At 70.0% G+C, this 21,521-nt stretch carries 14 protein-coding genes; 9 read left to right on the top strand and 5 right to left on the bottom strand.

The window, feature by feature from the left end:
* Nucleotides 1-12: 12 nt before the first annotated feature.
* Nucleotides 13-1,962, bottom strand: a complete 1,950-nt coding sequence (gene mdoH / locus NKJ47_RS04570; protein WP_307548549.1) for a glucans biosynthesis glucosyltransferase MdoH — start codon at nucleotides 1,960-1,962, stop codon at nucleotides 13-15.
* Nucleotides 1,963-2,260: 298 nt separating this feature from the next.
* On the opposite strand from mdoH, the gene NKJ47_RS04565 reads away from it, so the two are divergent.
* On the top strand, nucleotides 2,261-2,881 hold the full coding sequence (locus NKJ47_RS04565) for a cysteine hydrolase family protein (protein ID WP_254460348.1): 621 nt from the start codon (nucleotides 2,261-2,263) through the stop codon (nucleotides 2,879-2,881).
* Nucleotides 2,882-2,887: 6 nt separating this feature from the next.
* Here the strand turns inward: NKJ47_RS04565 and NKJ47_RS04560 are convergent, their stop codons facing one another.
* Nucleotides 2,888-4,195 carry a two-component system sensor histidine kinase NtrB gene (locus tag NKJ47_RS04560; RefSeq protein WP_254460347.1) on the bottom strand — a complete coding sequence of 436 codons (1,308 nt, stop codon included), beginning with the start codon at nucleotides 4,193-4,195 and terminating at the stop codon, nucleotides 2,888-2,890.
* A 114-nt stretch (nucleotides 4,196-4,309) separates the two neighbouring features.
* Here NKJ47_RS04560 and NKJ47_RS04555 point away from each other — a divergent pair, with 114 nt between their 5' ends.
* Entirely contained in the window at nucleotides 4,310-4,684 is a 375-nt protein-coding gene (locus tag NKJ47_RS04555; protein WP_254460346.1) for a response regulator, read from the top strand.
* Between the two features lie 64 nt (nucleotides 4,685-4,748).
* Here NKJ47_RS04555 and NKJ47_RS04550 read toward each other — a convergent pair whose 3' ends face one another.
* Nucleotides 4,749-4,994 carry a hypothetical protein gene (locus NKJ47_RS04550; RefSeq protein ID WP_254460345.1) on the bottom strand — a complete coding sequence of 82 codons (246 nt, stop codon included), beginning with the start codon at nucleotides 4,992-4,994 and terminating at the stop codon, nucleotides 4,749-4,751.
* A 379-nt stretch (nucleotides 4,995-5,373) separates the two neighbouring features.
* On the opposite strand from NKJ47_RS04550, the gene glgA reads away from it, so the two are divergent.
* The 7 genes from glgA (at nucleotide 5,374) to glgX (ending at nucleotide 18,168) form a co-directional block, all read left to right on the top strand.
* Nucleotides 5,374-7,005: a glycogen synthase GlgA gene (glgA, locus tag NKJ47_RS04545; protein ID WP_254460344.1), complete on the top strand. Its 1,632-nt coding sequence runs from the start codon at nucleotides 5,374-5,376 to the stop codon at nucleotides 7,003-7,005.
* Entirely contained in the window at nucleotides 7,002-9,251 is a 2,250-nt protein-coding gene (glgB, locus tag NKJ47_RS04540; protein ID WP_254460343.1) for a 1,4-alpha-glucan branching protein GlgB, read from the top strand. Before glgA ends, glgB begins: the two co-directional genes overlap by 4 nt.
* A 2-nt stretch (nucleotides 9,252-9,253) precedes the next feature.
* Complete coding sequence (gene treZ, locus NKJ47_RS04535) at nucleotides 9,254-11,041, top strand: malto-oligosyltrehalose trehalohydrolase (RefSeq protein ID WP_254460342.1); 1,788 nt, start codon at nucleotides 9,254-9,256, stop codon at nucleotides 11,039-11,041.
* Nucleotides 11,042-11,192: 151 nt separating this feature from the next.
* Nucleotides 11,193-13,160: a 4-alpha-glucanotransferase gene (gene malQ / locus NKJ47_RS04530; protein WP_254460341.1), complete on the top strand. Its 1,968-nt coding sequence runs from the start codon at nucleotides 11,193-11,195 to the stop codon at nucleotides 13,158-13,160.
* Nucleotides 13,157-15,772, top strand: a complete 2,616-nt coding sequence (gene treY, locus NKJ47_RS04525) for a malto-oligosyltrehalose synthase (RefSeq protein ID WP_254461337.1) — start codon at nucleotides 13,157-13,159, stop codon at nucleotides 15,770-15,772. Before malQ ends, treY begins: the two co-directional genes overlap by 4 nt.
* A gap of 14 nt (nucleotides 15,773-15,786) precedes the next feature.
* Nucleotides 15,787-15,993 (top strand): DUF2934 domain-containing protein, encoded by a 207-nt coding sequence (locus NKJ47_RS04520; protein WP_254460340.1) that lies wholly within the window; start codon nucleotides 15,787-15,789, stop codon nucleotides 15,991-15,993.
* 9 nt (nucleotides 15,994-16,002) lie between these two features.
* Nucleotides 16,003-18,168 carry a glycogen debranching protein GlgX gene (gene glgX / locus NKJ47_RS04515; RefSeq protein WP_254460339.1) on the top strand — a complete coding sequence of 722 codons (2,166 nt, stop codon included), beginning with the start codon at nucleotides 16,003-16,005 and terminating at the stop codon, nucleotides 18,166-18,168.
* Between the two features lie 237 nt (nucleotides 18,169-18,405).
* On the opposite strand, the gene NKJ47_RS04510 is transcribed toward glgX, so the two are convergent.
* Both NKJ47_RS04510 and NKJ47_RS04505 read right to left on the bottom strand, forming a co-directional pair.
* Nucleotides 18,406-19,386, bottom strand: coding sequence for a DUF6896 domain-containing protein (locus NKJ47_RS04510; RefSeq protein WP_254460338.1), 981 nt, complete (start codon nucleotides 19,384-19,386; stop codon nucleotides 18,406-18,408).
* A gap of 112 nt (nucleotides 19,387-19,498) precedes the next feature.
* Nucleotides 19,499-21,391, bottom strand: coding sequence for a PEP/pyruvate-binding domain-containing protein (locus NKJ47_RS04505; protein WP_254460337.1), 1,893 nt, complete (start codon nucleotides 21,389-21,391; stop codon nucleotides 19,499-19,501).
* Nucleotides 21,392-21,521: the final 130 nt, after the last annotated feature.

Below are 21,521 nucleotides of genomic sequence, written 5' to 3'. Positions count from 1 at the left end.
AGTATGCCGGCGTCAGCCCTGGGCCTGCGCCTCGGCCTCGGCCCGGCGCGCGGCGGCTTCGCGGCGCAGTTCCGCGGCGCGCAGCAGCACCGCCGGCGCCTGCGACTCCTCGGGAATGGCGAGGATGCGCAACTTGCGCAACCACAGGCCGGCGGCGCGCGAGGAACTGATCGCCACCACCGGCACCGCCAGCGCCATGCCGATCACCACCGGCGCCATCCACGCCGCCAGCGACGGCGACACGGCGTAGGCCATGCCGCCCATCAGCAGGCCGAACGCGCTCAGTCCGCCGTAGCTGCGCAACAGCGCCGACCACGAGATGCGGCCGTCGTCGCGCTGCTGCGCGTCCCAGCCCGAGTCCTTGCCGGCCAGCACCTCGGCGACGCCGCGCGACTGCACGTACATCACCACCGGCGCCATCAGCGCGGCCAGCAGCGTTTCCAGCAGCATGCTCACGAAGGCGCGCAGCCCACCACCGCAGCCGCGGCGTTCGCCGGGCTTGAGCAGCATCGCGAAGTACCCCATCACCTTGGGCGCCAGCAACACGAACATGGTCACCGCGAACACCCAGAACACCCGCGTGGAGTCCTGCTGGTGCCAGTAGCGCGCCGGCGAGAACGGCGAGATCACCGAGGCGACCAGGTCGAAACCGCCGTTCTGCAGCGGAATGGCGATGCCGATCAGCATCAGCATGCCCCACATCGGCGCAGTGAAGTAATGGCCGATGCCGATCAGCATGTGCATGCGGCTGACCCAGTGCAGGCCGCGCGCGCGCACCACCTTGGAGTGCTGCAGGTTGCCCTGGCACCAGCGGCGGTCGCGCACCAGCAGGTCGGTCAGCGTCGGCGGGCCTTCCTCGTAGCTGCCCTGCAGGTACGGCACCATGTGGATGGCCCAGCCGCCGCGGCGCATCAGCGCCGCTTCGACGAAGTCGTGGCTGAGCACGTGGCCGCAGAACGGCTTGCGCCCGGGCAGCGACGGCAGGCCGGCCTGCGCGGCGAAGGCCGCGGTGCGGATCATCGCGTTGTGGCCCCAGTAGTTGCTCTCCGCGCCGTGCCACCAGGCCACGCCGAAGGCGATCACCGGACCGTAGACGCGGCCGCCGAACTGCTGCATGCGCGCGAACAGGGTGTTGCCGTTGACCACTTCCGGCAGGGTCTGGATCAGGCCGACGTCGGGATTGGCTTCCATGCCGGCGGCCAGGCGCACGATGCTGTCGCCGGTCATCAGGCTGTCGGCGTCGAGGATCAGCATCTGCGGATAGGCGCCGCCGAAGCGGCGCACCCAGTCGGCGATGTTGCCGGCCTTGCGCCCGGCATTGCTGGCGCGGCGCCGGTAGAACAGCCGGCCCTGGGCGCCGACGCGCTCCACCAGTTGGGCGTACACCTTCTCTTCTTCCGCGCCGATCGCCGGGCGCGTGGTGTCGCTGAGGATGAAGAAATCGAAACGCTCGATCTGGCCGGTGCCCTCTACCGACTCGTAGATCGCCTGCAGCCCGGCCATCAGCCGGTGCGGATCCTCGTTGTAGGTGGGCATCAGCAGCGCGGTGCGGTTGCGCACCTGCGGCAGCGGCGCATCCGGATCGATGCCGAGCTTGCGGCCCTTGCCGAACACCAGGGTGAAGAAACCGGCCAGCGCGCTGACGAAGGACAAGGCGATCCAGGCGAACAACGGGATGAACAGCACCATCAGGCAGGCTTCGAGCACGCTCACGCCACCGATCAGCAGCACCTTGCCGATCAGCCAGCTGGCGTAGGCGGTCATCGCCGCGGTGGTGCCGAACACGTAGAAGCGCCGCCAGCCGATCCCCGTCGGGGTGCTGGGCAGGCGCTTGTTGCGCAGCTTGCCCTGCTGCAGCGACTGCAGCGGCATGGCCAGCGGCGCTTCGGGCGGCAGGACGGACTGACCGGCATCCAGTGGGGCATCGACGGGCATGGCGGGCGTGGGGGCGACCGCGCTCATGCGATCCGCCGATCGCGTCCGGCGCCGCAGCGCCATCGGGAGGTGCCGCGCGGGGACGGTACGGCGGATGCCGTCGCGGCCACGCGCGCCTGGTTATGTTCGCCAGCTGATACCACGTGCTCTCCTGTCGGCGGGCAAAGACGCCCGTCACTCTAAACCCTAAATAGTAAGCTTTCGAGAAGGCCGCCACCGGCGCCGCCACGGTGGCGCCGGCCGATCCGTTCAGCGATACCGCCTTCACCCGCGTTTCACCCCCGGCGCCGACCACGAGGCCAGTCCGGCAATGGAGGAGCGACGCATGCGCCAGCCCACCCGGCGACGCACCGGCACCCAGCGGCGACAGGCTCGGCAGGCGCGGCAGGCGGTGCCGCACGGACCGCCGACGCTGCCGATCGTGGACATGATCAGCCGTTTCGACTTCCCCGACGGCGCACGGCTGGCCGCTGCGGCGCTGCCGGTGGCCGAGCGCATCGCCCAGCTCCGCGCGCGCGTCCATCGCCACGGCTGGCCGGTGCTGTTCGCCAACGACAACTTCGCCGACTGGCGTACCGATTTCGCAGGCCTGTGGACGCTGTGCGCCGATCCGCCGCAGCGCGGCGCGCGCATCGCCGCCTGCCTGGCGCCACGCCCGCAGGACGACTACGTGCTCAAGCCCAAGCATTCCGCCGTCCTCGGCTCGGCCCTGGCCGTGCTGCTGGCGCGGCTGCAGACCACGCGCCTGCTGGTCACCGGCATCGCCACCGATGCCTGCGTGCTGGCCACCGCGATCGACGCGCGCATGCGCGATTTCCAGGTACAGGTGCCGCCGTCGTGCTGCGCGGCGCTGAATGCCGGACGCCAGCAACGGGCACTGCAGGTGCTGCGCGAGGCATTCGCGGTGCGCATCAGCGACCGGCTGCCGGCGCGCGCAGGCGGATGAACGGCGCTAGTCGGACGCCGGCACCGACATTGTGTCGGCATCCTCGCCCTCGTCGCTCAACGGCCGCGGCACGAACGGAAACGCCAGGGTGATGGTGGTGCCGCGGCCCAGCTCCGATTCGACGTCGACGAAACCGCCGGCCTGGCGCACCAGGCCGTAGACCTGGGCAAGGCCCAGGCCGGTGCCCTTGCCCTCGGGCTTGGTGGTGAAGTACGCCTCGAACAAGCGCGACTTGACCGCGTCGGACATGCCCTCGCCCTGGTCACTGACCGCCAGGGTCGCGTAGCGGCCGGGCTGGCGCATCGCCGCCGCGCGCGACGGCGGCACCTCCAGCGCGCCGCAGCGGATCGTCACCGCATCGCCGGGGCGGCTGGCGTCGCGCGCATTCAAGGCCAGGTTCATCACCGCCTGCTCGACCGCGCTGCGGTCGGCATAGGTCGTCGCCACTTCGGTGCAGGCCGCCAGCTGCAGGCGCATCTCGCCGCCCAGCGCCTGCGCCAGCAACGGCTGCATCTGCGACACCAACGCGTTCAGGTCCAGCCAGGCCGGCTTGACCGGATGCGCGCGGGCGAAGCCCAGCAGCCGCCGGGTCATGCCCGCGCCGTGCTGCAACGCCTCGCCGGCGATGGCGAGCAGCCGGCGCTGGTCCGGCTGCAGCCGCTGCGGATGGTCGGCGACCATGCTCACCGAGGTGATCGCGGTATGCAGCATGTTGTTGAAGTCGTGAACCACGCCGGCGAGCATCTGTCCAATCGCCTCGCCCTTCTGCGCCTGGATCATCGCGCGCTCGGCCACGCGCTGCGCGGCCAGGGCGATGTCCAGTTGCCCGCGCAATTGCGAATGCTCGACCTGCCAGCGGCGCCCCAGCGCTGCGGCATCGGCGGCCCCCATCGCGTCGTCCGCGCTCTCGACCGGGGCGAGGTCGCTCAGCGCGCGCAGGGCCTGCTCGACCTGGCGCTGCTGGGTGACGTCGCGGCTGATCACCAGCACGCTTTCGACCCGGGCCGAGGCATTGGCCAGCGGACTGACCATCACATGCCACCAGCGCTGCCGGCCGTCCAGCGACGCGCGCTGCGCCCAGAATTCGCGCTGCTCGTTGCCCAGCGCCGCGGCGAAGGCGGCCTGGGTCAGTGAGCGCATGTCCTCCGGCCACAGCTCGGCCCAGGGGTGGCCGACGATGTCGGCGGGGTCGGTGACGCCAAGCAGGGCGAGGCCGTGCGGATTGATCGAGCGCACGATGCCGTCGCGGCCGATTTCCTTGATGCAGTCGTGGGAGAGCTCGACGATCTGCCGATAGTGGGCGTGCGTGGTCAAGCTGCGTCTCGCAGTGAATGATGACGAGAATATCGGGATTGTCCGGACGTCACCAGCGCTTCACCGATGAATCGTGAAGCTGACGTGGATTGTCTATAAAGCGATACCAGAATCATGCGCGTCACCTCCGCCTCCACCGCCATTCTTCTGGTGGAGGACGACCAGATGATCCGGGAATTGGCCGCCACCATGCTGGCGGCCGATGGATACCGGGTCCTGTCGGCCGCGAGCGCGCAGGACGCGCTGGAGGTCCTGGAGCGGCACCCGGAGGTGGAGCTGATCTTCAGCGACGTGCAGATGCCCCGCTGCGACGGCCTGACCATGGTGCGCAAATTGCGCCGCCGCGGCATCGTCATTCCCGCCCTGCTGACCTCGGGCACGCACGCGCCGGAACCCTGGATGCTGCCGGAGCGGACCGGCTTCCTGCCCAAGCCGTACCGCCGCACCGACCTGCTGGCGGCATTGGACCGCCTGCAGGCCGGGCCCTGAGCAGCGCGCTGCGCCACCGCGCGTCGCCGTGGCGATCGCGCCCGCTGCGGGTCCGGCCTGCGGATCAGGCGAAGACCAGCTTTCCGTACCGCGCCGAACGGATCGCCGCCAGGCGCTCGGCGACGAAGTAGGCGCCAGCGTGCTCGTCACGGAAATACACCCCATCGAACGCGTGCCGGCCCCGCACCACGCCATCGTCGCCGGTGATCCGGATCTGCGGCTCCAGCACCCCATCCGGGCACGCGCGCAGCAGCCCGTCGAGGACGAAGCCGTCCAGCTCACGGCGCATTTGCGGTTTCAGGACTGTCATGAGCACACTGCACCATAGCCCGCATGAAGCTCGCACAACGGAGGCCGCCGCCACGGCCGCGCAAGGGGCGCAGCACGCGTCGGCGACGGAAGCTAAACCATTCATTGGCGCCTGCGGCGCGCGGCACGCACGCGGCACCTGACCGTTCGCCAAATCCACTATGCGCCGCGCTCGCCATCGCGGTGTAGACAAGCGTGCGCTTCACGCGTTTTTTATCGCGCCATTCGTACTTTGCTCCTGCATTATCGCATTGCAACATCGCTGTTCCGTTTCGACGCTGCTGTGCCTCTTTTCTTGCTTCACGTCGCGCGCCCGCAGGACGCGCGGCGGCAGTCGCTTTCCGAGTGCCCCGTCCTCCCCCTCCCCAGACGGAACCGCCATGTCGCCCCCCACCCCCGCCGACCTGACCGACAGACAACGCGATACCCATCCGGTGCTGCATGCGCCGCGCCGTCGCTACCGCGACGCGCGCGGCCGCTTCGTCCGCAATGCCGAGGTCACCGTCAAGCTGAACCCGGCGCCGCGCCGTACCAGCCTGTTCGTGACCTCCGAGATGGCCGACTTCATCAAGGCCGGCGGGCTCGGCGACGTCGCCGCGGCGCTGCCACGCGCGCTGCGCGGCAGCTGCGACGTCCGCGTGCTGATCCCCGGCTATCCGTCGGTGCTGCGCACCACCGGACCGCTGGAGATTGTCGGCCGCGTCGCCGCGCACGCCGGCCTGCCGGACTGCGCGCTGGGCCGGGCCGAGCGTCCGGACGGCCTGTGCGTGTACGTGCTGCTGTGCCCGCAGTTGTTCGAGCGGCAGGGTTCGCCCTACGTGTGCAGCGAAGGCCGCGACTGGGAAGACAACGCGTTGCGCTTCGCCACCCTGTCCCATGCCGCCGCACGGATCGCCGGCGGCCAGGCCGGGCTGGACTGGACCCCGGAACTGCTGCACCTCAACGACTGGCCGTGCTCGCTGGCCGCCGCCTACGTGCGCTGGTCCGGCGGCCGCACGCCGTGCCTGCTGACCATCCACAACCTGGCCTACCAGGGGCTGTTTCCGTATGCGATGGCCGGCGCCCTGGGCATCCCCGCCGAGGGCCTGCAGGACCTGGAGTTCTACGGGCAGATGTCGTTCCTGCGCGCGGGCATCGTCCACGCCGACCACATCAACACGGTCAGCGTCAGCTACGCGGCGCAGATCACCGGCCCGGCGCAGGGCTGCGGCCTGGACGCGCTGCTGGCACGACGCGCCGCCAGCGGCCGCCTCAGCGGCATCGTCAACGGCATCGACGCCAGTTGGGACCCGCGCACCGACGCGCACCTGCCCGTGCACTTCGGCGTCGGCCAGATCCAGGGCAAGCGCGAGAACGCGGCGCAGGTGCGCCAGGCGTTCGGCCTGCTCGACAGCGACGGTCCGCTGTTCGCGGTGGTCTCCCGGCTGGTGCACCAGAAGGGCCTGGACCTGATCTGCGAAGTGGCGCCGCAGATCGTCGCCGCCGGCGGCCAGATCGTGATCATCGGCGGCGGCGAGCCGCAGATCGAGCAGGCGGTGGCGGCGCTGGCGCGGCGCTACCCCGGCCATGTCGGCGCGCACATCGGCTTCGAGGAGCGGCTGGCGCGGCGCATGTTCGCCGGCTCCGACTTCCTGCTGATGCCCTCGCGCTTCGAGCCCTGCGGGCTCAGCCAGATGTACGCCCAGCGCTTCGGCAGCCTGCCGATCGCCCATGCCACCGGCGGCCTGATCGACACCGTGGACGACGGCGTCACCGGCTTCCTGTTCGAGGAGGCTTCGGCCGACGGCCTGCGCCGCTGCCTGCAGCGGGTGTTCCGCACCTTCCGCCTGCCCGGCCTGCTGCAGGCGATGCGCCGCGCGGCGATGCTGCGGCCCAGCGGCTGGGAACTGGCCGGACGCAAGTACATGGCGCTGTACGAGCGCACCGCGGGGGCGCGGCCGGCAACCGGCGGCGTCCCGCTGGCGTCGACGACCGCTGCAGCGGCCACCGCGAGCGCATTGGCGAGCGCATGAGCGAACAGGAACACGCCGTGGACCCGGCCGCAGGCCGGGACCCGGCGACGGCGGCGGCGGAGGACGACGGCGACGGCCCTGCGTTGCAGGCGCTGGCGCGCGGCGAGGCCGGCGATGCCTTCGCCTGGCTCGGCCCGCATGCGCAGGCCGACGGCACGCTCCGGGTCCGCGTGCTGGCGCCCGGCGCCGAGGCGCTGGGCCTGCTCGATGCGCAGGGCAAGCTGGTGGCGCGGATGCGCGCGCATCCGCAGGCCGCAGGGGTGTTCGAAGGCGAACTGAAGCAGCCCATGCGCTATCGGCTGCGCATCGTGTGGCCGGATGCCGTGCAGGAATGCGACGACCCCTACGCCTTCGGACCGGTGCTGGATCCGGCCTGGCTGCAGGACCTGGCCGATGGCGATGGCGCCGCGCTGCGCACCGCGCTGGGCGCGCACCACGCCCGCGTCGGCGAGGTGGAGGGCGTGCGCTTCGCGGTGTGGGCGCCGCAGGCCAGGCGCGTGGCCCTGGTCGGCGACTTCAATGGCTGGGACGCGCGGCGGCATCCGCTGCGCCTGCATGCCGAGGCCGGGGTCTGGGAACTGTTCGTGCCCGGGCTGCACGGCGGCGAACATTATCAATACGAACTGCAGGCCGCCGACGGCAGCACGCTGCCGCGCAAGGCCGATCCGGTGGGGCGCTGCAGCGCGCCCGCCCCGTCCACCCACTCGGTGGTGCCGTACGCGGACAGCCACGTCTGGAACGATGCCGCCTGGCTGGCGCAGCGCGAGGCCCAGGCCGGCAGCGCGCAGCCGCTGAGCATCTACGAGCTGCATGCCGGCTCCTGGCGCCACGACGGCGATGGCCAGCCGCTGCACTGGGACGCGCTGGCGCAGGACTTGATCCCCTACGTGCAGGGACTGGGCTTCACCCACATCGAGCTGCTGCCGATCGCCGAGTATCCGTTCGGCGGCTCCTGGGGCTACCAGCCGCTGGGTCTGTACGCGCCGACCGCGCGGCACGGCGATGCCGACGGCTTCGCGCGCTTCGTCGACGCCTGCCACCAGGCCGGGATCGGCGTGCTGCTGGACTGGGTCGGCGCGCACTTCCCCGACGACCCGCACGGCCTGCAGCGCTTCGACGGCAGCGCCCTGTACGAACACGCCGACCCGCGCGAAGGCGTGCACCGCGAGTGGAACACGCTGGTCTACAACTACGGGCGCCCGGAAGTGGTGGCCTACCTGATCGGCAGCGCGCTGGAGTGGATCGAGCGCTTCCATGTCGACGGCCTGCGCGTGGATGCGGTGGCGGCGATGCTGTACCGCGACTACGGCCGCCCTGCCGGCGAATGGATCCCCAACGCGCACGGCGGCCGCGAGAACCTGGAGGCGATCGCCTTCCTGCGCCGCCTCAACGACGAGATCGCGCAGCGTTTCCCAGGCGTGCGCACCATCGCCGAGGAATCCACCGCCTGGCCAGGCGCCACCGCGCCCACACCGCAGGGCGGGCTGGGATTCAGCCACAAGTGGAACATGGGCTGGGCGCACGACACCCTGTGCTACCTGCAGCGCGATCCGCTGTACCGGCAGCACCACCACAGCGAGATGACCTTCGGCCTGGTGTATGCGTTCTCCGAGCATTTCGTGCTGCCGCTGTCGCACGACGAGGTGGCGCACGGCAGGGGCTCGCTGCTGGCGCGCCTGCCCGGCGACGCCTGGCAGCGCTTCGCCAACCTGCGTGCCTACCTGGCGTTCATGTGGGCCCATCCCGGGCGCAAGTTGCTGTTCATGGGCTGCGAATTCGGGCAGTGGCAGGACTGGGACCACGAGCGGCCGCTGGACTGGGTGCAGGCGCAGCAGCCCGAACACCGTGGCGTCGCCCGGCTGGTCGCCGATCTCAACCGGCAGTTGCGCGCGTCGCCGGCGCTGTACCGCAGCGACCGCAGCAGCGACGGCTTCGAATGGAGCATCGCCGACGATCACCACAACAGCGTGTTCGCCTTCGTCCGCCACGACCGCGATGACGACACGCCGCCGCTGCTGGCAGTGAGCAATTTCACCCCGAACGTCCACCACGGTTACCACGTGGGCGTGCCGCGGGGCGGACGCTGGCGCGAACGTCTCAACAGCGACAGCAGCTACTACGGCGGTTCCAACCAGGGCAACGGCGGCGCGCTGTCGACCCTGCCGCAGCCGATGCACGGGCATGCGCAATCGTTGGCGCTGACCCTGCCGCCGCTGTCCACCCTTTGGCTGCAACCGGACTTTTGAACATGGCCACGACCGCCGTATCGACCGACTCCCCCGCCGCACCGCGCGCGGCACTGCGCCCCGGCGCCTGGCCCGGCGCCAACGGCGAAGTCGCCTTCGCGCTGTGGGCGCCCGATGCCGAGCGCGTGGACCTGGTGTTCGACGACGATCGGCGGCAGCCGCTGCAGGCGATCGGCGACGGCTACTTCGCCGCCACCCTGGCCTGCGCCCCCGGCACCCGCTACCGCTACGCCATCGACGGCGGCACGCCGGTGCCGGACCCGGCCTCGCGCTGGCAGCCGGACGGCGTGCACGGCGCCAGCGCGGTGCTGGCCACCGACGGCTATGCCTGGCGCCACGGCGACTGGCGCGGCCGGCCCTGGGCCGAGACCGTGTTCTACGAACTGCACGTAGGCACCTGCGGCGGCTACGCCGGGCTGCGCGCGCAGTTGCCGACGCTGGCCGCGCTCGGCGTCACCGCGATCGAACTGATGCCGCTGGCCGAGTTCCCCGGCCGCCACAACTGGGGCTACGACGGCGTGCTGCCGTACGCCCCGGCCTCGGCCTACGGCCATCCCGACGAACTCAAGGCGCTGATCGACGAGGCCCACGGCCTGGGCCTAAGCGTGTTCCTGGACGTGGTCTACAACCACTTCGGCCCGGACGGCAATTACCTGGGCCAGTACGCCTCGTCTTTTTTCCGCAAGGACGCGCCGACGCCGTGGGGCGCGGCGATCGACTTCCGCCTGGCGCCGGTGCAGCGCTACTTCATCGACAACGCGCTGATGTGGCTGCACGAGTACCGCTTCGACGGCCTGCGCCTGGACGCGGTGCACGCGATCGTGCCCAACGCCTTCCTCGACACCCTGCGCGAGGCGATCATGGCCAGCGTCGCCGACGGGCGCCACGTGCACCTGGTGCTGGAGAACGAGGCCAACCAGGCCGATGTGCTGGAGCGCGGCTACAGCGCGCAGTGGGACGACGACTTCCACAATAGCCTGCACGTGTTGCTGACCGGCGAACACGAGGGCTACTACGCCGGCTTCGCCGACGCGCCGGCGCAACACCTGGCACGGGTGCTCGGCGAAGGTTTCGCCTTCCAGGGCCAGGCCGACCACCGCGGGCACGCGCGCGGCGAGCCCAGCGGCCACCTGCCGCCGCACAAGTTCGTGATCTTCGCGCAGAACCACGACCAGATCGGCAACCGCGCCCGCGGCGACCGGCTGATCACCCAGGTGACCGAACCGGCGCTGCGCGCGGCGCTGGCGCTGACCGCGTTGACCCCGATGATCCCGCTGTTCTTCATGGGCGAGCCGTGGGGCAGCCGCGCGCCGTTCCAGTTCTTCACCGATTTCGCGCCGCCGCTGGACGAGGCGGTGCGCGAGGGCCGGCGCCGCGAGTTCGCGCACTTCGCCGCCTTCGCCGATGAACAGCAGCGCGCCACCATCCCCGATCCCAACGCGCCGAGCACCTTCCAGGCCTCCATCGCCGACATCAGCGACGCCACCCACGGCGAGGGTGCGCGCTGGCGCGCCTGGTTCGAGGCGCTGCTGGCGCTGCGTCGGCAGCACCTGGTGCCGGCGCTGGACAAGGCGCAGGCGCTGGGCGCGCGCGTGATCGGGCCCAAGGCGGTGGCCGCCGGCTGGCGCCTGGGCGACGGCGAATGGCACGTGGCGGCCAATTTCGGCGACGCGCCGGTGGCGCTGGACCTGCCGGGCAGCACCGTGCATGCGGAGAACGCCGGCGACGACGTCGCGCAGTTGCCGCCCAACGCCTTCGTCGCGCGCTACCGACCTGCCAGCGCGGCATGAGCCCCCGCTGTCGCGACGCCATCGCGACAGCGCACCCGGCACGCTGGCCGCCTCGTTCGCTGCCCACCGCCGCGCACGCGCCGCCGGCGCGCGCGGGCGGGACCGCGGCGGATTCCCCTTCCTCCGCCCTGCCGCCCTGTTCGCCCCGCCCATGACCGACACTTCCCTGCACACCCTGGCCGACGCCGCCGGCCTGCTGGTCGACTGGATCGACGCCAGCGCCACGCCGCGCACGGTCGGCGACGACACCCTGCGCCACGTGCTCGGCGCGCTGGGCCTGGACGCACGCGACCCCGCCACCTGCCGCGACAGCCTGCGCCGACTGCAGGCCGATGCCGCGCTGCCGCCGCTGCTGACCGCCGATGCCGGCGCACCGGTCGAGGTCGGCGCCGCGCCCGGTGCGGCCTACCGGCTCGACGGCGAGGACGGCAGTACGCTGCACGGCCACTGCGACGCGCAGGGCCGCCTCGTCGCGCCCGACGCCGCCGGTTACTGGACCCTGCAGCACGGCGAGCGCAGCACCACCCTGGCGGTGGCGCCGCCGCGCTGCTACGGCGTCGCCGAGGCGGTGGGCGCGGCGCAGCCGCGACGCTGGGGCCTGTCGCTGCAGGTGTATTCGGCGCCGGGCGCCTACGACGCCGGCATCGGCGACGCCGACGGCACCGCCGCCTGGGCCACGCGCACCGCCGCGGCCGGCGGCGACGCCATCGCCCTGAGCCCGGTGCACGCGGCGCGGCCGATCGGCGCGCACTACAGCCCGTATTCGCCCAGCGACCGCCGCTTCCTCGATCCGTTGCAGGCAGCGCCGGCGCGCGTGCTCGGCGCCGCGGCCGCGCAGCGCGCGCTGGACAGCGCCGGGCTGGCGCAGGCCTTCGCCGAGGCGCAGGCGCGCCCGCTGATCGACTGGCCGGCCTCGGCTGCGCTGAAGTGGCAGTGGCTGCGGCAGCTGCACGCCGACTTCGGCCAGGCTGGCGCGGCGTTGCATGCCGACCTGGCCGCGTTCGAACGCGACGGCGGCAGCGCCCTGCACGCGCATGCCGCGTTCGCGGCGCAGGACTTCGGCGATACCGATCCGGGCCTGCACCGGTTCGCGCAGTGGCTGGCCGCACGCAGTTGGGCCGACGTGCAACGCCAGGCGCATGCCGACGGCATGGGCATCGGCCTGATCGCCGACCTGGCGGTGGGCTTCGACGCGCATGGCGCCGAGGCCGCGGCCTGGCCGCAGGCGGTGCTGCAGGGACTGGAACTGGGCGCGCCGCCGGACGCGTTCAACGGCGACGGCCAGGCCTGGGGCATCTGCGGCTATGCCCCGACGGCGCTGCGCGCCAACGGCTTCGCACCGTTCATCGAGCTGCTGCGCGCGGTGATGCGCGATCGCGGCGGCGTGCGCATCGACCACATCCTCGGCCTGCTGCGGCTGTGGGTGATCCCGCGCGGCGCGCCCTCGTCCACCGGCGTGTACCTGCGCTATCCGCTGCACGACCTGCTGCGCCTGCTGGCGCTGGAATCCTGGCGGCACCGCGCGATCGTGATCGGCGAGGACCTGGGCGTGGTGCCGGACGGCATCCGCGCGGAACTGTCGCGGCGCGGGGTGATGGGCATCGACGTGCTGCTGTTCACCCGCGACCGCGATGGCGCGTTCCTGCCGCCGGCGCAGTGGCGCCCCGACGCCCTCGCCACCACCACCACCCACGACCTGCCGACCCTGCGCGGCTGGCGCCGCGGCGAAGACATCGACTGGCGCCGGCGCCTGCAGTTGAGCGACGCCGCGCAGCAGCGCGCCGACCACCAGGCGCGCAGCGACGATGTCGTGCGCATGGACCAGGCGGTCGCCGCGGCGCTGCCGCCGGCGCAGGCCGCCGATCCGGAATTGGGCGCACTGCGCTTCGTCGCCGCCACGCCCTCGCCGCTGGCGCTGCTGCCGGCCGAGGACGCGCTGGGCCTGGACCAGCAACCCAACCTGCCCGGCACTGTCGACGGCCATCCGAACTGGCGCCGGCGCCTGCCCGCGCCCGATGCAGCCGCGACCGTCGCCACCCTCGCCACGCGTCTGGACGCGTTCGCGCAGACCCGCCAGACCACCGCCACCGCCGCGCAAGGAGCCGACGCATGCGCATGATTCCCCTGCGGGCCACCGCCCGCCTGCAGTTGCATGCCGGTTTCACCCTGCTCGATGCCGCCGCGCAGGTGCCGTACTACGCCGGGCTGGGCATCAGCCACCTGTACCTGTCGCCGATCGGCAGCGCGGTGCCCGGCTCCACCCACGGCTACGACGTCACCGACCCGCGCCAGGTCAATCCCGAACTCGGCGGCGAGCCGGCGCTGCTGCACCTGTCCGAGCGCGCGCGCAGCCACGGCATGGGCCTGATCCTGGACATCGTGCCCAACCACATGGCCACCCACCCGAACAATCCGTGGTGGTGGGACGTGCTCACCCATGGCCGGCGCAGCCGCCATGCCGGCTGGTTCGACATCGACTGGCGCGCGCCCGGGCGCGAGGGCAAGCTGTGGCTGCCGGTACTGGACCGGCCCTACGCGCAGGCGCTGAGCGAGGGCGCGCTGCAGTTGCAGGTGGCCGAGGACGGCGGCGTGGTCCTGCAGCACCACGACCAGCGCTTCCCGATCCGCCTGGACGGCGCCATCGCCCAGGAACCGGCCAGCGCGCGCCCGGCCTGGGCGGCGCGGCTCAACGCCGCCGCGCGGCTGGGCGACGACGCCCTGCACCGGCTGATCGAACGCCAGTGCTACCGCCTGGCCTGGTGGCGGGTCGGCAACGACATGCTCAACTACCGCCGCTTCTTCGACATCACCTCGCTGGCGGCGCTGCGCGTGGAGCAGAACGACGTGTTCGCCGCGGTCCACGAGCTGCCGCTGCGGCTGGTCGCCGAGGGCCATCTCGATGGCGTGCGGGTCGACCACGTCGACGGCCTGGCCGACCCCACCGGCTACGTGCAGCGGCTGCGCACGCAACTGGACCGCGCCGGCCGCCGCCGCGGCATCGCTCCCGGCGGCATCGCGCTGTACCTGGAAAAGATCCTGGCGCCGCACGAGCAGCTGCGCGCCGACTGGCCCTGCGACGGCACCACCGGCTACGACTTCATGGACCAGGTGGCCGCGGTGCTGCACGACCCGGCCGGCGCCGCGCCGCTGACCGCGCTGTGGCGGCGCTGGAGCGGACGCAGCGGCGACTTCGGCCAGGAACAGCGCGCCGCGCGCGACGAGATCCTGCAGGGTTCGCTGCAGGCCGAGTTCGTGCGCACGGTGCAGGCGCTAGGCGCCGCCGCGCACCTGGATCCGCTGACCCGCGAGTTCAGCCCGCAGATGCTGGCGCGCGGGCTGATGGCCTTGCTGCAGCACTTCGAGGTGTACCGCACCTATGCCGGCCCCGACGGCCTGGACGACGCCGACGCGGCGCGCCTGGCCGAAGCCGCGCGCCGGGCGCGCGTGGGCGCGGAGCCGCGAGTGTGCGCGGCGATCGACGCGATCGAACGCTGGAGCCGCGACGGCCGCGGCACCGGCAAGGCGCAGGTGGCGCTGCGGCGGATCGTGCGCCGGCGCCTGGAACAATTGTCGGCGCCGCTCAACGCCAAGTCGGTGGAGGACACCTCGTTCTATCGCCACGGCGTGTTGCTCTCGCGCAACGAGGTGGGCAGCGAGCCGGACGTGTTCGCGCTGGCCCCGGACGCGTTCCATGCGGCCAACGCCACGCGCGCGCGACGCTATCCGCGCGCGCTGCTGGCCACCGCCACCCACGACCACAAGCGTGGCGAGGACGTGCGCATGCGCCTGGCCGCGCTCAGCGCACAGGCGCCGTGGTGGGAGGCGCAGGTGGCGCGCTTCCAGGCGCTGTCGGCCGACCTGCTGCCGGCCGGCAGCGCCGCGCCGCTGCCCGGCGACCTGTTGATGCTGTGGCAGATGCTGGTCGCGGCCTGGCCGCTGGAACTGGCGGTGGACGACAGCGACGGCCTGCGCGACTACGCCGAGCGCATCGGCGCCTGGCAACTCAAGGCCGCGCGCGAAGCCAAGCTGCGCACCCACTGGACCTGGCCGGACGAGGACTACGAGCGCAACGCGCGCGCCCTGCTCGACGCCGCGCTGCTGCAGCCGGCCGGCGCCACGCTGCGCGAGGCGCTGGCGCAGGCGGCCGCGGCGCTGGCCCCGGCCGGCGCGCTCAACAGCCTGGTGCAGACCACCCTGCGCCTGACCCTGCCCGGCGTGCCCGATCTGTACCAGGGCAGCGAAGGCTGGGACCTGTCGCTGGTGGATCCGGACAACCGCCGGCCGGTGGACTACGCGCTGCGCCAGGCCTGGCTGCGCGACGCCACCGCGCCGGACGCGCTGCTGCGGGACTGGCACAGCGGCCACGTCAAGGCCTGGCTGACCGCGCAGCTGCTGCAGCTGCGGCGCGCGCATCCTGCGCTGTTCGCGCATGGCAGCTACCGGCCGCTGCCGGCACAGGGCGCGCAGGCACAACACGTGCTGGGCTTCGTGCGCGAACACCAAGGCGCATCGCTGGTGGTGGCGGTGCCGCGGCTGAGCTCGGCCGCGCGGCCGCTGCGCCCGGACGCGCCGCTGCGGGCGCAGCTGGACTGGCGTGACACGGTTCTGACACTGCCCCAGGCACAGTATCGCCCGGTGCTGGCCAGTGCTACCGTCGACGCGACGTCGGCCCTCCCGGTATCGGCCCTGTTCGCCGAGTTCCCGATCGCCGTGCTGGTCGCCCTTCCCTGATCCCGCAAGAAGCCATGGACGCAGAAACACGCCAACGCCGCATCCGCCAACTCGCACACGAAATCTGGGAAGCCGAAGGGCGACCCGACGGCCACGCCGCCCGCCACTGGGCCATGGCCGAACGCCTGGTGGACGCGGAAGCGGCCGCCGAAGCCGACGCCGACGCGCTGCCGCCGCCGCAAACGCGGCGCAGCGCCGGTAGCGGCAGCACGTCTTCCTAAGGATCCTTCATGCCCGTGCGCAAGCTCACCCGCCGTTCGCGTATCCGCGAGGGCCTGCCGTATCCGCTGGGGGCGAACTGGGATGGCCTGGGGGTGAACTTCGCCCTGTACTCGGCGCACGCCACCAAGGTGGAGCTGTGCCTGTTCGACGATCGCGGCCGCGAGATCGAACGCATCGCGCTGCCCGAGTACACCGACGAGATCTGGCACGGCTACCTGCCCGACGCGCGCCCGGGCCAGCTCTACGGCTACCGCGTGTACGGCCCGTACGCGCCCGACGCCGGGCACCGCTTCAATCCCAACAAGCTGTTGCTCGATCCCTACGCCAAGCAACTGGTCGGCGAACTGAAATGGGCGCCGGCCCTGTTCGGCTACACCATCGGCCACAAGGATGCCGACCTCAGCTTCGACCGCCGCGACAGCGCCGCCTACATGCCCAAGTGCGCGGTGATCGATCCGGCCTTCACCTGGGGCAAGGACCAGCGCCCGCAGACGCCGTGGGACAGCACGGTGATCTACGAGACCCACCTGCGCGGCACCACCATGCGCCACCCCTCGGTGCCCGACGCCTGGCGCGGCACCTTCTCCGGGCTGAAGGTGGACGAGGTGGTCGAGCACATCAAGCGCCTGGGCATGACCGCGGTGGAACTGCTGCCCGTGCACGCCTTCGTCGACGACGAGTACCTGCTCAAGCAGGGCCTGCGCAACTACTGGGGCTACAACACCATCGGCTTCTTCGCCCCGCACCCGCGCTACATGGCCACGCGCACGGTGTCCGAGTTCAAGCAGATGGTGGCGCGGCTGCACAGCGCCGGGCTGGAAGTGATCCTGGACGTGGTCTACAACCACACCGCCGAAGGCAACGAACTGGGGCCGACGCTGTCGTTCAAGGGCATCGACAACGCCAGCTACTACCGCCTGGCTGAGGACCGCCGCTTCTACATCAACGACACCGGCACCGGGAATACCTTCGACCTGACCAATGCCGGCGCGCTGCGCATGGTCAACGACTCCCTGCGCTACTGGGTGTCGGAGATGCACGTGGACGGGTTCCGCTTCGACCTGGCCACCATCCTCGGCCGCGAGCACCACGGCTTCGACCCCAAGGGCGGCTTCCTCGACGCCTGCCGCCAGGACCCGCTGCTGAGCCAGGTCAAGCTGATCGCCGAGCCGTGGGACGTCGGCCCCGGCGGCTACCAGGTCGGCGGTTTCCCGCCGGGCTGGTCGGAGTGGAACGACAAGTTCCGCGACAACGTGCGCGCGTTCTGGCGCGGCGACGAAGGCCAGCTCGCCGAACTGGCCACGCGCCTGACCGGCTCGGCCGACCTGTTCAACCACCGCGGCCGCCGCCCCACCGCCTCGGTCAACTTCGTCACCGCCCACGACGGTTTCACCCTGCACGACCTGGTCAGCTACGCGCACAAGCACAACGAGGCCAACGGCGAGCACAACCGCGACGGCTCGGACAACAACATCTCCGCCAACTACGGCGTGGAAGGCGAGACCGACGACGAGCAGATCAACGCCCTGCGCCTGCGGCAGATGCGCAACATGCTGGCCACCCTGCTGCTGTCGCAGGGCACGCCGATGCTGCTGGCCGGCGACGAGTTCGGCCGCAGCAAGGGCGGCAACAACAACACCTACTGCCAGGACAACGAACTGACCTGGCTGAACTGGGAAGCCGGCCCGCGCGCGCACCAGCTCAGCGCCTTCGTCTCGCGCCTGACCCACCTGCGCGCGCACTACCCGCTGCTGCACCGCGCGCGCTTCTTCGACGGCGTCTACGACGAGGAACTGGGCATCAAGGATGTGACCTGGCTGGCCCCGGACGGCGAGGAAATGACCGAAGCCTCCTGGCACGACCCGCACGCCCGCGCGTTGATGATGCGCCTGGACGGCCGCGCCCCGTCCAGCGGTCTGCGCCAGGCCGCCTCCAACGTGACCCTGCTGATGATCGTCAACGGCGCGGTCGAGGACGTGCCGTTCACCCTGCCGCTGGTCGAAGGCGAACACTGGCGCGTGCTGATCGACACCGCAGAGCGCAATAGCGAACACGGCCTGCCCGGCGGCTCGCAGTGGCACGGCATGGGCCGCTCGCTGACCCTGCTGGCGGCCGAGCGCGACAACAAGTCCGCGCCGGCGCATCACCAGAATGCGGATGCGCCAGCGGTCTGAGGTGGCGGGAGCAGCCGTCGATCTGCACAGTACTTCTAGTCAAGGCTGAAGCGTCTCCTACTTACCGTCTAAGCTTATAAGAGTTACCGAGACCCATAATTTTGAAAATTGCAGCACCATAAAATAGATGCACCGCGGCGACAGTACTAAAAGACAATTCACTGCTTCCGCGAAAAATTTCCTTCCTGCACTTCAGCTTAGCTCTTGAAATTACAAAAAATATTACCTTTGACGAGTTCATTGTCGCCTTTTATGAGGCAGCGACTTTAAAGAAACCTCACCCCTTCGTCCATTTAAAATGTAATGGACTTCGCACTCGACGCGATAATTAGAAAAAAATTCCTTGAACGCTTGATGCAACTCACGCGCCCATGGAATCCTGCCTGCACCAGGAAGGAAAAATTTGCGTATAGCATCTGCATCTTTTCGTAGATGAAAGGTCTTATTTCGCAGTTCCCAAAGAGGTTTTCGATGCTCTTTAATCAGACTCCCTACAGCATCGCTTTTCGTCGTCAACTCCCCGAACGACAAGGGACGCTCATCCCGCAGCAGCCGACGCATTCCGAGACTCTCAAATCCCTCACAAGTCACGGCAAGAAAACCCAACCAAGAACGCAAATATATCCGCGCATCAATTAACCTCTCACCACTCAAATGACCATCCTTATCCCATTTGCGGAGCAGTTTACCGCAATTCAAAAACATTAAATCAGCCACTTGAAAATAATCATCATTAAGCAACAGCACACTATCTAGATTTCGAGGAGGCAGGGTATCCCCTTGCAATCTGGTATCAATGTCAACAGCGAACACATGCACAACATCGCTTATATAGAATAAAACGCCCCTAGAGCAAACCAAGTATCCTTCAGCGACAGACGCTTCAAAACATCTCTCAAGATCATTCTGATCCTTGAATCCATATTCCGAAAAATTTCTCTTGGAAAACATAAAAAGACGCCAAGCATCAAATCCATCAATTTCCCCAAGATCTCCAAAATCAAAATCAACCGCTCCATCGGCAAGATAGACCTTGCATCCAGCACCATGCTTGAAGTAAGCGATACCACCATCCAACAGACCTGCCTGAGGAATATTTAATTCAATCCACCCATCCCTCGAATCAGGCATTGGAATGCCAGACCTATGCATAACCACCAAAGCCTCATGGACCTTCGCTTGATAATCCTGAATCAGGCGAGCCAGTTGCTTTTTCACAGATGTGACGTCCCTTTAATCTTCAAAAATAAGCACAAGCGTCAGTCCATCCAAATCGTGTCCTGCACTGCTACTCCCCAGAGTAGACATCGATTTGTAGCGTGATGCTCACCTAGCGCGCACCTCGATCCACATACGGCCGCGCCTGCAACACCAGCACCTCGTCGCCGACCACAGCCCATTCGATGTCCTGATCCACGCCACCCAGCGCCTGCTTGGTCACCGCGCCGACCTTGGCCAGTCGCGCGATGAGGGCGTCGGTCAGTACCTGGCGGGTGCCGGTGATGGGCACTTCGCGCACGCCGCCAGCGGCGTTGGCCACGAGTTGGGTGTCCTCGGCCGAGCGGCTCAGCACCTGCACCGCCTTGGACCAGCTCGAATACATCACCTGCTCGGCCTGGCGCTTGCCCTCGACCACGCGAATGCCCAGGCCGCGCTTGGCCGAGATGTAGGTGACATGGCGGCGCGCGGCATCGAACGGGTCGCGGGTGATCATCACCCCGGAACTGTCGGACGGCGCCGCCAGTTGCACCAGCACCGCCATGGCCACCGCGTCCTGCGGCAGGCCGGCGGCGGCGCGCGCTTCGTAGGCCTCAAAGTTGTACACCGACGCCCACACCGTCTGCACGGCCTTGGCCAACGCATCGGCACGGGTGACGTTGGGCACGGTGGTGTACAGGCCCGCGCCGCTGAAACCGGGCAGATCCTCGGAGTTGGACGAACTGCGCACGAACACGCCGGCGCCATGCAACTGATCGCGCCACTGCGCCTCCAGCGCGCGCACGAAGGCGGGATCGGGCGCGGCGTCGGCGATCTCGGCGCGCAACGCGGCCAGCGCGGTGCGGCGCACGTCCGCGTCGGTGGCGAAGCCGGGCCGGCGCTGCAGGTCGCGCAGGCGCTGGTCGACCTGCAGGCGTTGCATCGTTGCCTGGTAGAACGCGAACGGAACGCAGAAGCCATCCGGCACGCGCGCGGCCGGCGGCAGCACCGCTTTCAGCGTGCCGAGATTAGCCGCCTTGCTTCCGCAGGCGCGGCTGTCGCGGGCGCGCAGCACCGCCAATGGCTTGAGTACGGCCACGCTCAGGTTCGGACGCGGCAGCATGGGGGCCGCGGTGCGTGGGACGGCGGCGGGTGCGGCCGCCGGCGGACCCGCCAGCGGCGTCACCCGGTAGTCATTGTGGGTGACGTCCAGTCGCACCCAGCGGCCGTCGTACTGGCGCAACGCCGCCTGCGCATCGCGCACGTACACGTTGGGAATGCCCCAGCCCTTGGCCAGCAGGTTGACGTGCGACAACAGCGTAGACGGACGCTGCGTGACCAACCCGGCCACCGGCGCCAGCGCGATCGGCACCTCGTCCAGCACCGGGATATCGCGCGGCGACAGCGTGTGGAACTGCGCCTGCAAGCGCACGATGCGCAACCGCCCCTCGGCACGGCCGGTGTTCAACGGCAGGAAGCGCTGCTCGCGCAGCAGCGCCTCCTGGGTGACGAACGCCAGGCCGGCGCTATGGGCCAGTTGCTCGTGCAGCGTGGAATTGGTCTTGAACCTTAGCGCGTCGTAGAACGAGCCACGCAAAGCCGCATCGGTCTGCTGCAACAAAGGCGCGGTGAGGACGTCGCCCTCCCAGAACTCATAGGTATAGCCCGGCAGATCCTGGTGCCAGCTCAGGGTGCCGAACAGGAAGCGCCGCTGCGGATCGCGGTACTGCGCCTTGAGCGCCGCCTTGCCCATGCCCGGCGCCAGACGCTGGCGCACAAACTGTTCGTGCAACGCGAACCGCAGGGTGTTGAGGTAATAGACGCGCCCGCCCTGCTGCCGGTCGATCACGAACAGCAGATGCGGCAGTTCCAGCGCGGTGCCGGCGTCGTAGACCCGCGCGAACTGCAGGAACTGCGCGCGGCTGTCGAGGCGTGGCAGGGAATCCGGCCCCGTCGCCGGCTGCGCGACGCCATCGCGACCTGGGCGTTGCTCGTAGGCCGAGGGCTTGCGCGCGGTCTGCGCCATGGCGGGCGCCATGCACCACAGCAGCGCGGCAAGAAAAACCCACGCCGACACGCGTGTCCAGTCAAGCGGCGGACGGGCTCGATCCATGATGCCGGTTCGGGAGGGCGAAGAGTGCGGATCATACGCCAGC

This window comes from Xanthomonas sacchari, from assembly GCF_024266585.1.
Classification (GTDB): Bacteria; Pseudomonadota; Gammaproteobacteria; order Xanthomonadales; family Xanthomonadaceae; genus Xanthomonas_A; species Xanthomonas_A sacchari_C.
The sequence above is the reverse complement of the archived record's forward strand: the minus strand, read 5'-3'. Positions and strand labels throughout refer to the sequence as shown.

Bases quoted from the DNA above. Each gene is read 5' to 3' on its own strand.
- mdoH (WP_307548549.1), bottom strand. From the start codon at position 1,962: ATGAGCGCGGTCGCCCCCACGCCCGCCATGCCCGTCGATGCCCCACTG.
- NKJ47_RS04565 (WP_254460348.1), top strand. From the start codon at position 2,261: ATGCGCCAGCCCACCCGGCGACGCACCGGCACCCAGCGGCGACAGGCT.
- NKJ47_RS04555 (WP_254460346.1), top strand. From the start codon at position 4,310: ATGCGCGTCACCTCCGCCTCCACCGCCATTCTTCTGGTGGAGGACGAC.
- NKJ47_RS04550 (WP_254460345.1), bottom strand. From the start codon at position 4,994: ATGACAGTCCTGAAACCGCAAATGCGCCGTGAGCTGGACGGCTTCGTC.
- glgA (WP_254460344.1), top strand. From the start codon at position 5,374: ATGTCGCCCCCCACCCCCGCCGACCTGACCGACAGACAACGCGATACC.
- glgB (WP_254460343.1), top strand. From the start codon at position 7,002: ATGAGCGAACAGGAACACGCCGTGGACCCGGCCGCAGGCCGGGACCCG.
- treZ (WP_254460342.1), top strand. From the start codon at position 9,254: ATGGCCACGACCGCCGTATCGACCGACTCCCCCGCCGCACCGCGCGCG.
- malQ (WP_254460341.1), top strand. From the start codon at position 11,193: ATGACCGACACTTCCCTGCACACCCTGGCCGACGCCGCCGGCCTGCTG.
- treY (WP_254461337.1), top strand. From the start codon at position 13,157: ATGATTCCCCTGCGGGCCACCGCCCGCCTGCAGTTGCATGCCGGTTTC.
- NKJ47_RS04520 (WP_254460340.1), top strand. From the start codon at position 15,787: ATGGACGCAGAAACACGCCAACGCCGCATCCGCCAACTCGCACACGAA.
- glgX (WP_254460339.1), top strand. From the start codon at position 16,003: ATGCCCGTGCGCAAGCTCACCCGCCGTTCGCGTATCCGCGAGGGCCTG.
- NKJ47_RS04505 (WP_254460337.1), bottom strand. From the start codon at position 21,391: ATGGCGCAGACCGCGCGCAAGCCCTCGGCCTACGAGCAACGCCCAGGT.